We start from the raw sequence: 17,428 nt of genomic DNA, 5'->3' as shown, positions 1-17,428 counted from the left end.
CTCCTTATGCTGCCTGTGTAGAGCTGGTTAAAATAGGAATGCGGCCTTTGATCACGCGGCCACCTGAAAGCTTGGCGATGTACTCCAGGTTGGGAAGCTGGCCTAATAACTGCGGTGGAAACATATCGCCTTCTTCCTCCATCAAGCGTTCGCCATGATTGCCGGTAAACAACGCGGGGCTGTCCGAGTTGGACGACATACCTTGAGTTTGCATGATGTACTGCAACCGAGTCTTAGGCAGATTGTCGGTAATGTACTGCTGCGTTTCGGCATCCATCACCCGAAGAGCTATCAGGTTGTTGATGTTACCTAACACCTGACGGGCCTTAGCTTCGCTGCCTGTACGAGCTGAAAAATCAGCAAAGGTCTGAGTAGCAATCACACAACGCATTTTTGCGCCACGGCCTTTGTTGAGCAGTTGAATGAAGGGATCGTTGACGACTTCAGCAGCCTCATCGATGAAGATATTTACGGGACGATTTTCAACACCATAGTTATAGCGGTCACCGGCCACAGCCGTGAGATCGGATAAAAGCAACGAACCAATGGCGCTGCCAACCATGGCGTCGGTCAATGAATCCAACCCGATATAGGCCACTTGGGCATTGTTGATAATACGGCCAGAATCCGTAATTAACCGGCTGTCATTCACATCGTTTGCAATCGGTGATAGCAGTGGGCCAAGTTCACTTGAAGTGAGCATATTGAGCACCGGCATCAATGAAGCCACCATCTTGGAATAGTGGGTTCTGTCATGCTCAAACATACTCAATAGCCCTTCCAAATCGGTATTGGCGGCAACGGGCTGAATGCGTTCGTAATAAAAAAGCAGCATCGCCATGGCTTGTTTTGCCAAGGTATTGGCCTTTTCGGTAAAGCGCTTAATCTCCACACTAAAGTTCGGATATACCTGCTCACCCCAAGCCGTGACGGCTTTTACTACCAAACCTTCTGGGCCACCTTCCAAGAATCGTCTCAGGGTTTTCAGATCAGGACGTTGTGAAGTAAGCAGCAGACCTTGCACTATGTTATTCAGTGCCATTTGGCCAAAGGCTTTAAATGGATCAGCACCGGTTTCAGATGGGATTAATGCCGCAATTCGGCTGGCAATTTCAGTGCCCCGGTTAAAGTTTCTAAGGGGATTAAGACGTACTGAATGCTCTGGAAAACCCGGATGAAAATACACAAAGCGCTCAGGACTACCGGCGGCAATACAGGCTCTCTGTGCATTATCCTTAAGTTCTTTGTCTCCCTTGGGGTCAATAATAATCACGGCTTCATTGCGCAAAATGGCCTGGGTGATCATCGCATCAAAGCATCGGGTTTTCCCTGCCCCGGTCGTGCCGACAATTAAGGTATGCCCCTCAGTTTGACCAACTGGCTGGTACACATCTTCTTCTTTGGGCTCAACACCATGAATCCAGGTCGAACCCATTTGCTTACCGTGCCCCTGGTTAAGCAAGGTTTGCTTATCCCGCTTTAAGATTTCATAAGCGCGTTGAGCATGACGTTGGTCCCACTCAAAGCCATACCCTAACCACAATTCATCTGGATGTTTTGCCATCACCTTTTGCAAATGCGACAGCTCCATAAAAGCCAATGGTTTGCCTTTTAGCCCCTTCTGCAACTTATAAAGGCGATAAGCCTCAGGAAGGCGGTACAACGCCATGCCCGAGGAAATCCCGGTCATCCACCAAAATGGCTCAGGTGGTAGCTCAGTCAGCATTTCTGAGGCAATTGCCCCAGTTGCACCAACCAGCCAACCTGCTGCTGCCATGGCTTCATAGTTCGTGCGCCAGGGCATCTCGTATGCGTTTTCTTTCATTCATGCTCCGCAAAATAACCGTTTGCAATCCGCTTAATTTCAAAAGGATTAACGTTTAGCGTGAGCGGTAAACAGAACCGTTTCCCCCTCATCAAACTGGCATTCGTCACTGGCCGAGATCCCCCGAAGCAGTTGTCCAGCTGGAATGCCATGCTCATTGGCGACTTGGCGTAAGGTTTGAATCGTGACGCGAATACCATCGGCACTATGATCCACGTCTGGGTAATCGCCATCGGTCAGTAAGATGGGCAAATCTTTCACAAAATTAACCATCTGTTGGCGCTGTGCGTGTTTGGGGTCTGTACATGAGTTCGTATTGGGCGCAATCGGCTTTTGCTTGCGCTCCGCTCTTATGGCGGGCTCTTTTGCTTGGGCATTGGTTGTCTCAGTTCGACTCGGTCGCGGTGAAGCCTCTTTGTTCTGAATTGCTGCCGCTGATTCTGCGTCTTGTTTGAGAAGGTCAATCAGTGCAGTAAGCCCTTTAGAAATCGATACTTTCAGCAGCAACCCTTGCTCCTGAACGCCATCTTTCGTAGTCACAGTTCTGGCCTTACGTGTCGGGTTTGCGGGATCTAGTTCAAGCCAATCTAATCGACTGAGTTCAGCAAGCAGTTTTCGGGGAGCACACCAATGTCTTACGGCATCGGGATAACGGATCAGAATCTGTTCACCAGCCATAATCAACGCACCGCTGGCCTCTGGAAGCCACGCCAAAGATTCAGGCAGATTCAATGCTTCTTCATCGTGCTGGTTTACGTTATTCGCGATAGCGCCATCAAATGAATTGTTAGGCTTTTCACATCCATCACCCGGAGCATTTCCAGTTGCCTGGGGGTTACTAACATCACTAGCAAGACGAAGTTCATCACCTTGTTCGGACGATTTTGACGATGGCGACTCTGCCGAATTGCTGTGTTCAATTGATGATGACGCTTCAGGCAAATCTGGATGTTCACTGGAGCGACTCTGTGGCTCTGCTTGTGTTTGCAGTGTTGCTTCCCACTCAGGTTTACTAAACAGTGTCACACCACTTGGTACATTCGAGCTGAACAATAAATCGGCCTCAACTATATGCAGCATGGGTAACCAGATTGGCTTGTCGTCTTTGATCAACACTTCAGGGGCAAGGCTTTCATATCGCTCATTCGAGGCGGATTTAGTGGCCAATCCTCGCTCAATAAGGATGTCCGCAAGGGTATCGGGGTCTCTTGGAATGCCTGGTATCTTGTCTTTGGCCAACAGATCAATGATGTCCTTAGCCGCGCTTTTCCAAACCAGGTAAAGATGGGTTGATTGATTCGCTTTTCGTATCCAAACTCTGGCATCTCGCTGATTGACCAACCACTGGGAACTGGCAAGCAATCGCCTCATAGCATCAAGTAGATAGCGTTCGACTGGGACACCAAGGGCATTGTCGTCAACGGAAATTCGTTGAGCTTTCAGGTCTCGCTGTACACTGGTTTGGTCAGCTTCAATGACCAGTTTAGACAGGACATGCTCTGGATCGGTATTGCCAATTGCTTCCAGCATGGCTTGCAAAATTTCAGGGCCAGGTTGTGTTAACCAGGCGAGCAACTCAGGCGTCATCACCCGGTTTAAAACCAGAATTGAGAATTGCTCGTGCCGTTTGCACCGTCCGTCGCGCCAGCGAATGAAATAGCGTTCAATGCTGTTATTTGTGGTCCACTGGGATAAGGTTTCTAAAAAAGGGTTCCACTGATAGCGTCCATCTTCGTCTGTGATGGACAAGTCTGAAACAGGCTTACCAATATCATGGAACAAACCGCCAAGAGCCGCTGCAACACGCCACCTTGGCTCTAGCTCTTTTTTCTCAACCGGTGTGCCACTGGCAACAAAGATGATCCCTTCAGCAGCTTGTGCCGCCCAGAAAGCAACTTCCAACGAATGACGTAATAAACCACCAGCACCACTGTGATGATGATGCTCAGAAGCTGGCAACAAGTGAACATAGGACGCCAGATGATCAATGCAGGGTTGAATCAGCCTTTGAAAGTCACGCTGGTTAAAGCTAAGTACCTGGCGCAGTTTGGCAATTAGCTCGTCTTGTGTGGACTGCAAATCCTCAGGTGACGCAGCTGGCAACCCCTTCAGGAATGGCGGGTAGCGTGGAATTTCTGCATCTAGTTGAGATGACAGCTCTGGTAATGCTTTGGCTTGAAAAAATAGGTTTTTGAACATAGTGAACCTCCGACACGATAGTGTGAAGGTTCACTAACAATTAGGTTGTTAGATAGTCGCAAGAAACTTGCACTTATCTGTAGCGATGATAGAGCTAAAGACTTAAAAACCAGTCTGGTTCAACTGTTACTTTTTCAACCAACTCTGTTTTAACACCTAAACTAAGTTCTTTGAGCTTATCGGCTAACTGATCACCATCAACCAAGTCAATCGGAGCAACACCATCACGGTTGGCTTCTTCAATGGCTGCTTTTGTAAAGCTGCCAGTTGTTATAAACATCCCACGATCTGCACGTCCTACTGTTGCCCCTCTGAAATCTCGGATTTCTGGTGCCCCAACTGAGCCTTTGTATTTTTTACACTGAAAGGCAATATGAAAACTCATCAAACCATTGATTCGGGCAATTCCTTTGCCATCGATACCACCATCCCCCGTGCGACCAGTCACTTCAACATGAATGAAGCCTGATTCTCTCAATAACCTCTGTGTTAACCGCTCAAAAGCATCAGGGCTCATTTCTTCAATGAGTACATGGTGTAACTTTTCACGCCAAGCCATAGCTTCTTCTGGTGAATCATCAGACGAAAGCTCTGGCTCTGAAGAAGAACTTTTTGACCCCCCAGGCTTTCGGTCAAGTTCTCTGACAAAGTTCACAATCTCTCGACTATCCAGCTTAGCATTTTGCTTGGCTTTATCAGTCAAAGCCCAAACGCCTCTTGATGAATTCTCAAGATATCCTGCTTTTTTGAGGTAGGTTCTCGCCCAAGCCAATCGATAACCAACCTCCGTTTGGCTGCTCTTTTCGGGGTTATGCAACACGGCTAAAGTCTGCTCATCAAACTTTTCTAGCTCCACGACCTCCTCGTATATTTCATCAATACTGCCTGAGCCGCCAAGATTGTTCAGGGCGATGATGAGTGGCTGCATCAGCTGGTCAAAAGTAACCATAAAAGATCCCATCCAAAATCAAAAATGGGCTTCCCATCCTAGAAAGAGCAGCCCATATTGGTGACATTAATATCTAACCGTTTACGACTTCCATCAATTTCGAGTAACTCGTTACAACATCATATTTGACGTTTTCACTCGTGATTTCTGCATTAATTTTTTCAAAGAATTTCCTAGCACATTCAATCTTGCGATCTTCTATGCCACGCAATTCAAGCGAAGACATCGTTCCTTTAGTCTCAGCAATAAAGTAAATGTGTTTAACACTTTCTTCTTTGAAAGAAATAGCCCAATCAGGGTTGTAGTCGCCAACAGGCGTCGGTATCAGAAAACCACGAGGCAGTTTTGCATAAACCACGACTTCTTTGCTTGTATCGAGCTCGGTAACAAAGTCCCGCTCAATGCCTTGTGAATCAACGACAACATAATCATAAATATGCTTATTAACGCCACTGACGGCTTTTGTCATATCTGTAATCTTTTGCTCAGCCGTGAATATATCAACATCATAAGATTCGTTAGTTGGATCATATGATAGCTTCTCGATAATTACAGATGCCTTTTGTTCTTTCACAAGGCGTGAAGCCTCAGCCAGAAAATGCTCAGGGTTCTGCTTAAATTGTGCAAATACAACAGGTTCTATACCCATCAGAATTTCAGCGACTGTTTTGCGAGTCAGCACACAATTTTCAGCCAGTTTACCAATCAAATCATAACGAACAGCAGAATGAATGCTCGATTGATGAGTTTCAGTCTCAGTGTTTTTCACCTTGAAACTTTGTCCAGCTTTGAGTTGTTCGTCGGTAATGCCATCCAATTGAACACCATCTTGAATGGTGTATTGAAGAGGCGTTACCTTAAGTTCTTTGTTGAGAACCTGAATGCAGTTTTTAATCAACTCAGATGAGTCAAAATCAACCTTATAAACCGCTTTGCGATTGATTTTGTGCCAAAGCTCCTGAAACTCTTTCTTATCAAAATTAGCATTCAGCGGATTATTTTTGGGTTTACGATCATCACCAACACCAGGAAGTTGTGCTTCACTATAAATACCGTCAATCAGGGTTAATATCTGTTCTCGGTATGGCTCTAACTCAACAGGCATTGGGGCTAACTGTCCATTAGCCTTAGCCTGGTGGAATGATGGTGCGATTGAATCGTCAGCTTCATTGGTATAATCATTTTTAAGCAAATACTTATAAATTTGCTTAGCCATGACAGGTGTTACTTCTACCGGGCCATCAGCCGTTGTAATTGACTTACCCGTAAAATAAGCTTCATCTGCTTTTCTAGGTCTCGCTGAGAGAGACTCGCTGATTTCTTTTTGTAGATTCGTGACAAAGTCTTTATAGCTTTCACTTGCAATCACCGACAAAACATTAATTTCATGCACAGTTGCCGGATGGTCTTGTCTGTCACCATGTTTATTGACGGCCAGACGTAAACCACGTCCAACTTCTTGACGACGAGAGATAGTATTATCGCTGTGTTTCAACATACACATGACAAATACGTTTGGATTATCCCAACCCTCGCGTAATGCCGAATGTGAAAAGATAAAACGAGTAGGCTCTTCAAAAGAAAGTAACTTTTCCTTATCTTTTAGAATCAAATCATAAGCATCTACATCGTCTGATAGACCGGCATCTTCACCACGCACTTTAAATCCAGGATTCTGAAGACGATTTGATTTCTTATCAATTGAGAAGTAACCATTATGCGTTCTAGAGCCTTCAATGGCCGATAGATAGGCTTTATAGGCATCAGTATGCTCACTTGACAATAGGGGCAACTCATCAAGATACTCCTGTACAAGCAAGGAGTACTCTTCTTCAAAGACACGAGCATATTCGCCTTTCTCATCCGCTTGAGAGTAGTCTCTATACTTTGCGACTTCGTCAATAAAAAAGAGAGAGAGAACCTTTATACCTTGGTTAAAAAGTGTTTTTTCTTTTTCAAGGTGCGCTTTAATTGTCTCCCGGATCTGTATTCGGCGAATGGTCTCTTCGGTCACATCCCCCGTGGCATCGCCCGCACTTAAAACGTGGCCATTCTTGAATTCAACCGTATCGTTAATCGCGTTGACATCAGTAACCACAAAATCACGGTACTGATCCAGACCATTACTAAGATCAAAAAGATTATCGCCCTTAGTGACTTTCTTAGGTATGCGTTTAATGCCATTTAGTTGTTTAACCTCGATCTCTATACGAGCCACTGGCATTTTTTTCGAGATCTCGATGGATTCCAGATATAGATAGGCTGTCGTGCCCGCTAAGCCCTTTACTGATATACCACGAACTGCAATTTTCTTAACCAACTTATTGTTATAAGCGTCAAGCGCATCCAAGCGATGCACCTTATTATGTGTTGTTTTATGCGTGGCCGAGTATCGAAGTACCATCAGTGGTTTGAATTTGGCTAAGGCATCTAATGTCTTCTTGCCTTCCATCTTTTGTGGCTCATCCAAAATCAGGATTGGACGGTTTGCACTAATAACATCAATAGGACGCCTAGACTGAAAGTCATCCAACTCTTCATAAATACGTCTATTGTCTTTTCCTGACGCATTAAAGGCTTGAATATTGATGACCATCACATTGATGCCACTGTCAGATGAAAAATTCTCTAACTGATGTAATTGCTTGGAGTTATAGATAAAGAATCGTGCCTTTTTACCGTCGTAGTTTTGGGCAAAATGCTCACCGGTTATTTGCAGCGACTTGTAAACACCTTCACGAATGGCGATGCTAGGCACTACGATAATAAATTTGCTCCAGCCATAGCGCTTATTCATCTCAAAGATGGTTTTGATGTAACAATATGTCTTACCTGTACCGGTTTCCATTTCAACATCGAGGTTTATCTTTGAGCTGGCATTGCCGATTAACGTTTCTGAAACAGGGAGGTTCTGTCTACTTTGAACACCATGGATATTTTGCAATAACTGCGATTCAGTGATCGCGAGTTCAGCATTTTTAAAACCATCCTGGTCACTCATATCCCAACCAGCATTACCAAACTTATCTTTGGCAACACCAGGATCGATTCGGTAGGTAACTCCCGAGGTGTTAGGTTGCCCCGCAAAGCAGTCAACAACTGACTCTACGGCAACAGTTTGATAAGGTTGGACTTTGAACTTTAACTTCATACTCCCTCCTTATAAAGCTTTAACTTCAGTATGTGGCGACACTTGCTTGAAAATCTGCTCGGCATTAATTTTTACTGCATCAGACTCAAAGCCGTCATCACGGAACACCACACGAAGTGGTTCTTTTGCAGCTAACTCTTTAATCAAAGCTTCATTTATGCGCAGATCAAAACAGGCCACCAGTGCATCATCATCAACAAAGAAAACTGATTTGCCTTGGATCGATTCTTTTTCAATTGGTAAGCTTAAATCGACGCCCCAATCCAGTAAGACTTGAAAAAGTAAATCTTCATCAGTGCGGTCTGCCTTAATATTATCAACCAATAAATCTAACGAGCCCTGAGTAACTTGATCCGGGGCGTAGTACACATCTGCCATATTGGAAGTATCAACTTTGAAAAAACGAAAACCTTTGTCATCCAAGAAATTTTCAAAGAGTTTCCCCGCCTCAACTAACCTCTTGATTGACAAATCTGAAATTGATTTAAATTTATAGTTTTTTGCAATAGATTCATCACATTTTTCATCAACCTGAACAAGAATAAACCTCAGGTTATTTCCTTGCTTTTTATTTAAATCAAATACGGCATGGCCAGTAGTTCCAGAACCAGCAAAAAAGTCCATAACTATATCATCACCATTACAAACTGATTCTATAACCCTCTTTGTAACTTCAACTGATTTTGGAGTGTCGAATGGAATACCCATAGATGAAAGTAACGAATCATCACTACCTGCAAAATAGAGTAAAGAAGGAACATTTTCATACATGTTCTCGCTTAATAAATATTTTCTTGTTGGCTGTGTAGCTTCGTCCTTTCCAAAAACAATTAATCCTGCATCAAGCAATTTTTTCATTGTTGCAGGGGGATTTCTCCAACCTCTTTCAGGAACTGGACATTCCTTTTTAGTTTCAGGGTGTACTAGAGGAATAAAATAGTCATCTGGCGCTTTCTTTTTATTGGGCCATGCCATGGAGACAGTCCTATACACTCTTCCTTCGTCATCAATAAACGAATAAGCTTTTTCACCACCAGAGAAGGGAGATTTAGAAATCCATTTTTTAAATTCAGTTCTAATTTTATCGTCTACTACACCGGAATTTCTCTGTATCAACTCAGAAGCTTTATCAATTATTTTTGAAGCGTTTTCTTTTGGCCTTTTAAATTCCACATTTTCCTTAAAATAGTTCCTATTCTTACAGTATATAGAAATCAACTCGTGTTGCTGAGCAACACCTGTTGCATCACCTTTAGGGTTTCTTTTGTCCCAAACAATTGTGCCTAAATTATTTTCTTCACCAAAAATTTCAGAAAGAATCTTTTCCAAGTTTGGGTATTCATTCTCATCAATATGAACAACGATAACTCCGTCCTCTGTTAGAAAGTTTCTTGATAACTTCAAACGTGGGTACATCATGCTCAACCAATCAGAATGGAATCTTCCGTTAGTTTCAGTATTCGATACCATTTTGTTCTCGAATTCGTCGACCTGCATAGATTCTCTGAAATATTCTTCTGAACTTTTATTAAACTTGTCGGAGTAAATAAAGTCTTTACCTGTGTTATAAGGCGGGTCAGTGAAAATCATTTTTACCTTACCAAGATAGCTATCTTGTAGTAATTTAATAGCCTCAAGGTTATCACCTTCAATGAAAATATTGCTTGTACTATCAAAGTCGACACTTTTTGATAGATCAGGCCTTAGGGTTTTAGTTATTGGTGAATTCGCCAATACAATTGATTGTCTTTTCCCCGGCCAATTGAGGTGGTATCGTTCCCTATCTCCTTCAAGCAAGGAATCAGAGAGTTCTTGTTTAAGCTGGTCAAAGTCAATGGCTAGCTTTAGCTCTCCGTCAACCCCTATTGACTCCGTCACGCAGTTCGGAAACAACGCCTGAATTTTTGCTATGTTTTGCTGCGTCATATCGGGGCTATGCATCTTTAATTTATCCATGTCTTTTACCTTTTGCGTGATGCCTTATATTAAAAGCATGTGGCACTATTTATCTGATTAAAATTCTCTATTTGTGTATTCTTTATGCGAGCAGTTTTTCAATCTCACATTTTAAATTCTTTAGCTGCTTATTGAGCTCAACCTTTCGGTTAAACTGTTTCTCAGCATGAACCTTTTTTCTATACTGCGCGATTTGCTTTTCCAATGCCTGAATTGCCTCCAGGCGTTGAATAGCCTCTTCTATACTCTCAGCGGTTCGTTTGGGTATGGGTAACAAGCGAGCAAGAAGCTTTTGATACAGCTCCTCCATATCGATTGCTGTAGGCAAACCCAAAACTTCTGAATTCACTGTTAATGCTTCACCGGAATTGAATATTTCTGAGTGTAGATAGTGGCTACAAACCCATTTGGACTGATCATTTTCTGCCTTACGCTTATAGCAAGCGGCATAGTGGCCTTGTTCACCACTAGCCCCCCATACCTCAAACAAAATGGGAAAAGGTATGGCCAAATCAATCGCTTTTAGTACGCTATTGTCTACTTCGTCGCCTTTAAGCTTCACACTGATAACCTGTATTTCACTGATCTCACTAGTGTGAGGAATATTCAGTGTGTTAGGTGATAGCTTGTAAGCCCAAAGGATTTGATCAACTTGCTGTACAAAAAGTGACTTCAACCCAGCGCTTGCCGCACTGTGTTCGTATATTTTGTTCTTCGGTACGACTCGACCGAACTTTGCTTTGTCAGGAAATATCCAAGGTGAGTTCATAGACTAGCTAACCTCATCCTGAGCACTGTTATCAATGAACTGCTTTTGCTGAATCACAATAAAAGCTAGCAATTCAAAGTCATCCAGCTCGGCAAATGTATTCACTAAAGCTGAGGTAGCGCCACCGCTAAACAAACTATCAATATCTTTTTCTTCCTTAACTTCAACCATGCTTTTTATGGCATCTGTCAGAAGGTGAGAGTAACGCTGCATATCTCGACCGTCTTGCGTTAAGCGATTAAATAAAGCACAAATCTCACTGAGCGGTGCTGTTTGACCTTTACAGCTACTTCGGATTAAATCTAATAGTCTCTTTACCTCAAAATGATTAGCGACGATGTCACCTTCATTCGATACATAGACAAGGTAATAAGGGTGGAGCCTGTTTTGCAGATCTCTATCGATACTGTTATTAACGTTTTTCAGCGCAAACACCACGCCAGGCAATAACCCTAATTCTGGCTTAGCCTCAACCACCGCATGCATGCCGCTTGGTGCATTTCTTGGTTCGCCGTAGAGTTTCATTAGATTTAGCAGGTCCATTCGAAATTCGTTTAGACCTAGATCGGTGATAGAAACCCCCGTTTTTAAATCTTCAAGCTCGATGACTTCTTCTTGTAGTTTCTTTAACTGCTCTTTACGGTACGACACATCATTCGCTTGACTACTTAGAACGTTGTCATCACCGGTCGCTGTTACGTCAACAATCGTCATTCGACTTTCAACACGTTCTTTTAAGTTGATGTACTCATCCAGCGATATATCAGGCCAGTAGTTAACTAACTGAATACATTTATTCGGCGAGCCAATACGGTCAACACGCCCAAAGCGCTGAACAATCCGAACTGGATTCCAATGAATATCAAAGTTAATTAAGTAATCGCAATCCTGTAAGTTCTGCCCTTCAGAGATACAGTCTGTAGCAATCAACAAATCGATTTCAGCGGGTTCGTCAGGTAATACACTGGCTTTCGACTTGGAAACTGGAGAAAACAAGGTGAGCACTTCTTGTGTGTCGTAACCTTTTCGTCCGGTTTTTAAGGTGGTCTTAGGTAAACTGGCACCACCAGTGATCATCGCAGTATGGATTCTATGCTCGCTTAACATCACAGGTGACAACTGTTCGTACAGATACTGAGCGGTGTCAGCAAACGCCGTGAACACGATGATTTTCCTGTTTCCAGGATTTATTGGATTATTTATTTTTGCAGCAATATGTGATTTCAGATGCTGCAACTTAGCATCTTCTTCTGGCTTAATTTTGCTAACAGAATCTAGTAACCCTTTGATCAGCTCCAAATCGCCATCTAAATCCTGCTGCCAGGATGGAAGATCCATATCCATTAGCTTAATTTTGATTTTGTTACCGATTTCCATATCGTGATAAGAAGGCATATCGTCTTCATCTGCTTCAATAGACTCTAGCGCTTCAACGAGACTGCTCACTTCGGTTTGCCCGTCTCGCTTATAGAATTCGTCGATAATACCTAGAACACGAACATGGTTATCATGGAGAGATTGCAAGGTGCTTCTGAACGAGTATACGGAGCTCTCAAGACGCTTTAGGAGGTTCGTTGTCATCAATGCAACCAAACTTTTTTCACGGTCGCTTTGCTTTAACTTACCTTTTCCGCCTTCAACTTCCGTGTCATACATCTCCTCATATTTCTTCAATCTACTCGGGAGGATATAACTCACTGGCGCATAAACAGATAGTTTGAGTAGCTTAAGCTGTTCAAAGATCTCATTCAGGCTAACTACATCCGAACGAGTAGTAAGCGGACAATGAAACGAGATTGGCTTGTTACGTTCTGGGAAATGGCCAATATCTGTTGTGTCATAGAAAGTTGTGATGTGCTTTCGTGAGCGAGCGATAGTGACGCTATCAAGCAGTTCAAAAAAGTCAAAATCCAAGGCATCGAGTATGGCTTTAGCTGTTCGTGTCTCTGGATCTAGTTTGGACCAAGCGTTAAATGCAGCTTGTGCTTGGTTGAATATCTGCTCTACGCTTTTTGTGGTTTTAAGATGCTTTGTGAGATTGCTCGACTCACCTTCATAAGCTAGCGCAAGCTGGTTTCTTAGGTCAGTAAATCTGTTATTCACTGGTGTAGCTGATAGCATCAGGACTTTGGTTTTCACGCCAGCGCGAATAACTTTATTCATCAGTTTCTGATATCGAGTTTCTCGATCTTTCACTGCATCGTTATTTCTAAAGTTATGCGACTCATCAATGACGACCAGGTCATAGTTACCCCAGTTGATTCTATTCAACGGAGTACCGAAGGATTCGCCAGAGGTTCGGCTCAAATCTGTGTGACACAAAACATCGTAACTAAAACGGTCTTTAGCAAAGATATTTGTTTTTAGGTTTCGATTAAAGTTGAGCCAGTTATCCGCTAACTTTTTCGGACATAGAAGCAGCACTGATTTGTTTCTGAGCTCGTAATACTTGATGACAGCTAACGCTGTAAATGTTTTACCAAGACCAACACTATCAGCCAGAATGCAGCCGTTATAGGTCTCTAACTTATTGATGATCCCGGTCGCAGCATCTTTTTGATAGTTAAATAACTTGTTCCAAATCAAGGTGTCCTGATAGCCGGTTCGATCATTTGGTAATACATCCTCTGTAATATCATCAAGGAATTCATTAAAAATGTTATACAAAATAATGAAATAGACTTTTTCAGGCGAGTTTTCCTGGTAGACAGACTCTATATGCTCGCAAATTGTTTTAGTAACATCTTGAAGCTTCGCAGGGTCTTTCCAAATTTGGTCGAATAACTGTAAGTACTGCGCTGTGAAATTTGGCTCATCGATTTTTTGCACAAAATTCGAAATAGCGTTTCCTCGCTGATACCCTAGATCAACCGCCGTAAACCCGCTAACCGGAGCAAAAACTGCACTCATTGTCTCTGTTTGCTGTCTAGGTGCTTCCGCCACAACAAACGACTGCATTGGAGAATCAGTTTTGTTTGATTTGAATGTCGCTTTCTTTCTGATCCAGTTTGCACACTCTTTGGCGATCGCCTTTTGAGTGAGCTTGTTCTTTAACTGTATTTCAAAGTCAGTTCCGTAAAGGCTGCGTTCACGCCCTGCTTTGGGAATAAAGAACTCTCGTTTTTCTTTTTTGAGTTTATCGGTAACTTCATCTGCGACAAAAGTAGGTGATGTGAAGATGAACTCAAGTGAGTCTATCTTCGCTAACTCCTTTTTGAGAGCCTCATACGCATAAATAGAAAAGCAAGACGCAGCAATCTTTAACTTTGTATTCGGTGTCAGCGTCTGTTGAAGCTCGTCACCTAATAGGTTGTTAAGGTTATCGATTATTTTCATCAAAATTTATTCCCTGCGCCAAGTTCGTTTTTGTGCATTAGTTACCAAGTTCTTTTTCAATCCCTGGAGCTAGCATGATGTTTTTAACTCCATAAAGTGTTGCTCTGTTCTTTAAATGCAATTGAGCTCCACCATCTTTTAGTGTGGCGTTGGAAGAACAATCCACATTCCATTGTCTGAGTAAATAGCCTGCCGTTGCCGCTCTAATCTCAATCTTTAAAACGCCACATTTCATGCCATAGTCCAACTCTATCGCTTCGCTGTGCTCAATACGAGGATGCGGCACTAACTCTAGCTCTACAAAGCGATTCCATTGCCGGTCTTGGGTTTCGAGCTCCGTTTCAGACAACGTCGAATCCTCAATCACAACCGCTGCTTTAATGCGGGTCAGTACAAAGTCACGGAACTCGCTATGCTTGCGGTCAAAACCACGAACATGCCAACGCAGGCCATTGTCCACCAGCGTATGCGGTACAATTTCACGCGTGGTTTCACCGCTCGATAACGATACATAGGTGATACGCAAGGCTTTGCCTTTGTGTATGGCCTCGGTGACTTTCGCCACTATCGATAAACTCGGCTTGTTGAGGTGATAAGGCGCTTCACAAGCAAGGGGTGGTTTTACCTTGCCAGTGAAGCCATCACCGTACCCTTGGCTAATAGTTGCCAATGTTCTCACAACGTCATAGTCGAACAAGGGCTCAAAAGCTTCACCGCGCTTATGCAACTTGAGCTTTTGGTCATACTCAATGTTGCCTGGTGCAAGCTCTCGGTACATTGTGAAGTCTTTCGTTGCTTGTGCGGCGGCAATGCTGAACCGATCTACTAAGTCTGCCCGTACCGCTTCTCCCTTAAACAACAAGGTGAAATCGATATGGGCAATGCGATCCCTGGTTGCTTGCGGCAACTGCGCTATCTGCGAAAGCCTATCTGGCTTCGCCACTACCGTTTTTTTCAGACCATCATTTGTCATGCGTCTTGTTTATCCAATTCAACCAGATTCTTAAAACTCTGTTTATAAAGTTCGGTCAGACATCACGTAATCACATTGAACGGCATGGCATAAAGCTGCTATTCATCCGCAATGGCTAATCAATCTCTACCGGTTGAAGCTGAACAGATGGCCATAAAACACTGAATAGGCTTCAACCTAATTAATTTTATTAGGTATCATCCTATCACAAATTATTTTGTAGGGAAGACTAAGCGGCAACTTTTTGATCTGGATTACAATTGCCGCTGAGTCATGAGCGTGAAGACCTTGTTTTGTGCCAATGCTGATAGCCGCTATCAATGCGCTACCCGAACCAGTGGCACCACGATGTTACCGCGATGCGATACCCCTTTGTCCGACTCTGTAGAGATCAGGGCTCGTTGCTCACTCTCTCGAACACGCCTGGCAACTTCTGCCTGGGCTGGTAGCAATGGCAGCATCCCTTCAGCAATCGCGTCCGGTGCAGATTCTTGGCCACAGGACATCAAATGCTTCCATGGATCTTTTAGAAAGCGCTCGAACGTGATGCCAAATTCAATGATGCGGGCAGAGACGAAGATTTCGCCCCAGTATTCAATGTAGGTGTCTTGGTACATGGAAAGATTCCTCTTGTTGGTTATATACCCTTCCTACTTGCAGCCGCAGCGGTGTTACCTGCATTCGCTCACCCCAATCACATAGAAGATCTATGCTCATGGGGACTCACTCACTTGCCGCCTAGCTGCAACACCAAGTAGTTTGGGTATAACGTAAGTTCACTTTCCATTTTCCAGAGGTTTTCAAATATGCAAGGCTTACCTTGTGAAGAGTTACAAAGGTTTAAATCGATTGCGGGCATCTTTGTAGTCATAGTGGGCATGTTCTGAGCCACGATGATACAAATCATCCAGGTAAGTTTGTTCCTGCGGCAACTCGTCTTCGCTGATTTCGCGCCACCAATGTTTGTTGGCACCTTTAACACCGTCATGCCAGCGGTAACCACGCTCTTTTAAATAGTCCTTTACGTCAAACGGCGCACCAAACGCACGAACTAACACAGTTCGCCTGTCTGCTTCAGACAACAAGTTTGCAACGGACTCAGGCAGCAAATGAAACAACCAGGCCATCGCCAAACAATCGGTTGCAGCTCGGTGTCCTTCATAGAACCAACCTAAGCGAAGCAGCAGGTACTCAAGCTTTCGACTTTCAAAACCCAGCGCCTTCCAATCTATGCCACTGGCTGAACAGGCCCAAGATAGATGGCCTAATGCAGCAAACCGCTTTTCAAAGAAAGGACGATCAAACTGTGCATTGTGCGCAACCACCAGCGGATCATCGGATAACCAACTCGCTACCAGTGAATCATCAATGTGCTGGCCTTGCACCATATCATCGGTGATACCGGTTAACTCGGTAATCAGCTCGGGGATTGGCTTGCCGGGATCTTCATACAAGCTGATCACATCAACAATCGACACAATCCGCTTAGCCGAGGGACTGTAAAGCACCCTAACCATACCAAGCTCAATAATGGACTCGTCATCGGCAGACAGTCCAGTTGTCTCTGTATCGAGCAGCACCATTGGCTGTTCATCGCCTACCATAGGAGAAAGTTCAAGTGGCCAGGACTGCGGCTCACGCGTTAATGGAATACGCTCCAGCAATCTAAAATCTTCTGGTCTTTCTGGGATATCCGCGAGGCGCTCTAGCGGAAATGGCGTAGGGGCTCTTGTCATTGATGGTTCCTCTTCAATTCTATTGTTCGCTTTGGGTTATTTCATTGTGCCCTGTTCGTTTATAAACGCATTTGTACAAAATGCACCTTGGATACCTCAGCATTTTTTAATCTTTCTACTGGGTGAACCCATGTATGAAGGCTTTGGTTAATCCTTTCAGAAAGTCTTAGCTAAACCGTTTAGGTAACCCTTACCGATACCCTTTACGTATGGCTTAGCCAACCCCTTTTCAAACGGTTGAAAAAGGCTTTAACTGAGTTCGACTGAGCATTTTAATGATGCTCCTGACTTCGCTTTAAGCCAGTAAATTCAATACGAAGCAGAATTTTACTAACTGTTTTTAAACCCTTTGCAAAGGGTTCAACAAGCCTTATCTGACGGTTACTCGACCCATGCGTTAACCAGTAGCAGTAACAGGATCAGTAACAGAAACAAGAGCAGTAGGCAGAAGCAGTATTGTCCAAGCCTTGCAGGCTTTGACGAGGGCGAGCGATCCCCCACATCAAGGGGTTCTAGGGATTTTCCCCTCTAAAA

General features: G+C 43.7%; 10 protein-coding genes. All 10 read right to left on the bottom strand.

Annotated features, from left to right (window positions below):
* Nucleotides 1-4: 4 nt before the first annotated feature.
* The gene (gene traD / locus D104_RS28715) at nt 5-1,825 is read right to left on the bottom strand and encodes a conjugative transfer system coupling protein TraD (protein ID WP_024024117.1); all 1,821 of its coding nucleotides are present in this window, start codon (nt 1,823-1,825) and stop codon (nt 5-7) included.
* A gap of 48 nt (nt 1,826-1,873) precedes the next feature.
* The gene (gene mobH, locus D104_RS28710) at nt 1,874-4,024 is read right to left on the bottom strand and encodes a MobH family relaxase (RefSeq protein ID WP_024024116.1); all 2,151 of its coding nucleotides are present in this window, start codon (nt 4,022-4,024) and stop codon (nt 1,874-1,876) included.
* 94 nt (nt 4,025-4,118) lie between these two features.
* Complete coding sequence (locus D104_RS28705) at nt 4,119-4,973, bottom strand: restriction endonuclease (protein WP_024024115.1); 855 nt, start codon at nt 4,971-4,973, stop codon at nt 4,119-4,121.
* Between the two features lie 73 nt (nt 4,974-5,046).
* Complete coding sequence (locus D104_RS28700) at nt 5,047-8,124, bottom strand: type III restriction-modification system endonuclease (protein ID WP_024024114.1); 3,078 nt, start codon at nt 8,122-8,124, stop codon at nt 5,047-5,049.
* A gap of 9 nt (nt 8,125-8,133) precedes the next feature.
* Entirely contained in the window at nt 8,134-10,080 is a 1,947-nt protein-coding gene (locus D104_RS28695) for a site-specific DNA-methyltransferase (protein ID WP_024024113.1), read from the bottom strand.
* Nucleotides 10,081-10,162: 82 nt separating this feature from the next.
* Nucleotides 10,163-10,849, bottom strand: a complete 687-nt coding sequence (locus tag D104_RS28690) for a DUF4391 domain-containing protein (protein ID WP_024024112.1) — start codon at nt 10,847-10,849, stop codon at nt 10,163-10,165.
* A gap of 3 nt (nt 10,850-10,852) precedes the next feature.
* Nucleotides 10,853-14,185, bottom strand: coding sequence for a helicase-related protein (locus D104_RS28685; protein ID WP_023266699.1), 3,333 nt, complete (start codon nt 14,183-14,185; stop codon nt 10,853-10,855).
* Nucleotides 14,186-14,222: 37 nt separating this feature from the next.
* The gene (locus D104_RS28680; protein WP_023266700.1) at nt 14,223-15,158 is read right to left on the bottom strand and encodes a WYL domain-containing protein; all 936 of its coding nucleotides are present in this window, start codon (nt 15,156-15,158) and stop codon (nt 14,223-14,225) included.
* A 317-nt stretch (nt 15,159-15,475) separates the two neighbouring features.
* The gene (locus tag D104_RS28675) at nt 15,476-15,775 is read right to left on the bottom strand and encodes a hypothetical protein (RefSeq protein WP_015066542.1); all 300 of its coding nucleotides are present in this window, start codon (nt 15,773-15,775) and stop codon (nt 15,476-15,478) included.
* A 213-nt stretch (nt 15,776-15,988) separates the two neighbouring features.
* Nucleotides 15,989-16,894, bottom strand: coding sequence for a 3'-5' exonuclease (locus tag D104_RS28670; protein WP_024024111.1), 906 nt, complete (start codon nt 16,892-16,894; stop codon nt 15,989-15,991).
* Nucleotides 16,895-17,428 lie beyond the last annotated feature (534 nt).

The organism is Marinomonas profundimaris (assembly GCF_000508165.1).
Taxonomy (GTDB): Bacteria; Pseudomonadota; Gammaproteobacteria; order Pseudomonadales; family Marinomonadaceae; genus Marinomonas; species Marinomonas profundimaris.
The sequence above is the reverse complement of the archived record's forward strand: the minus strand, read 5'-3'. Positions and strand labels throughout refer to the sequence as shown.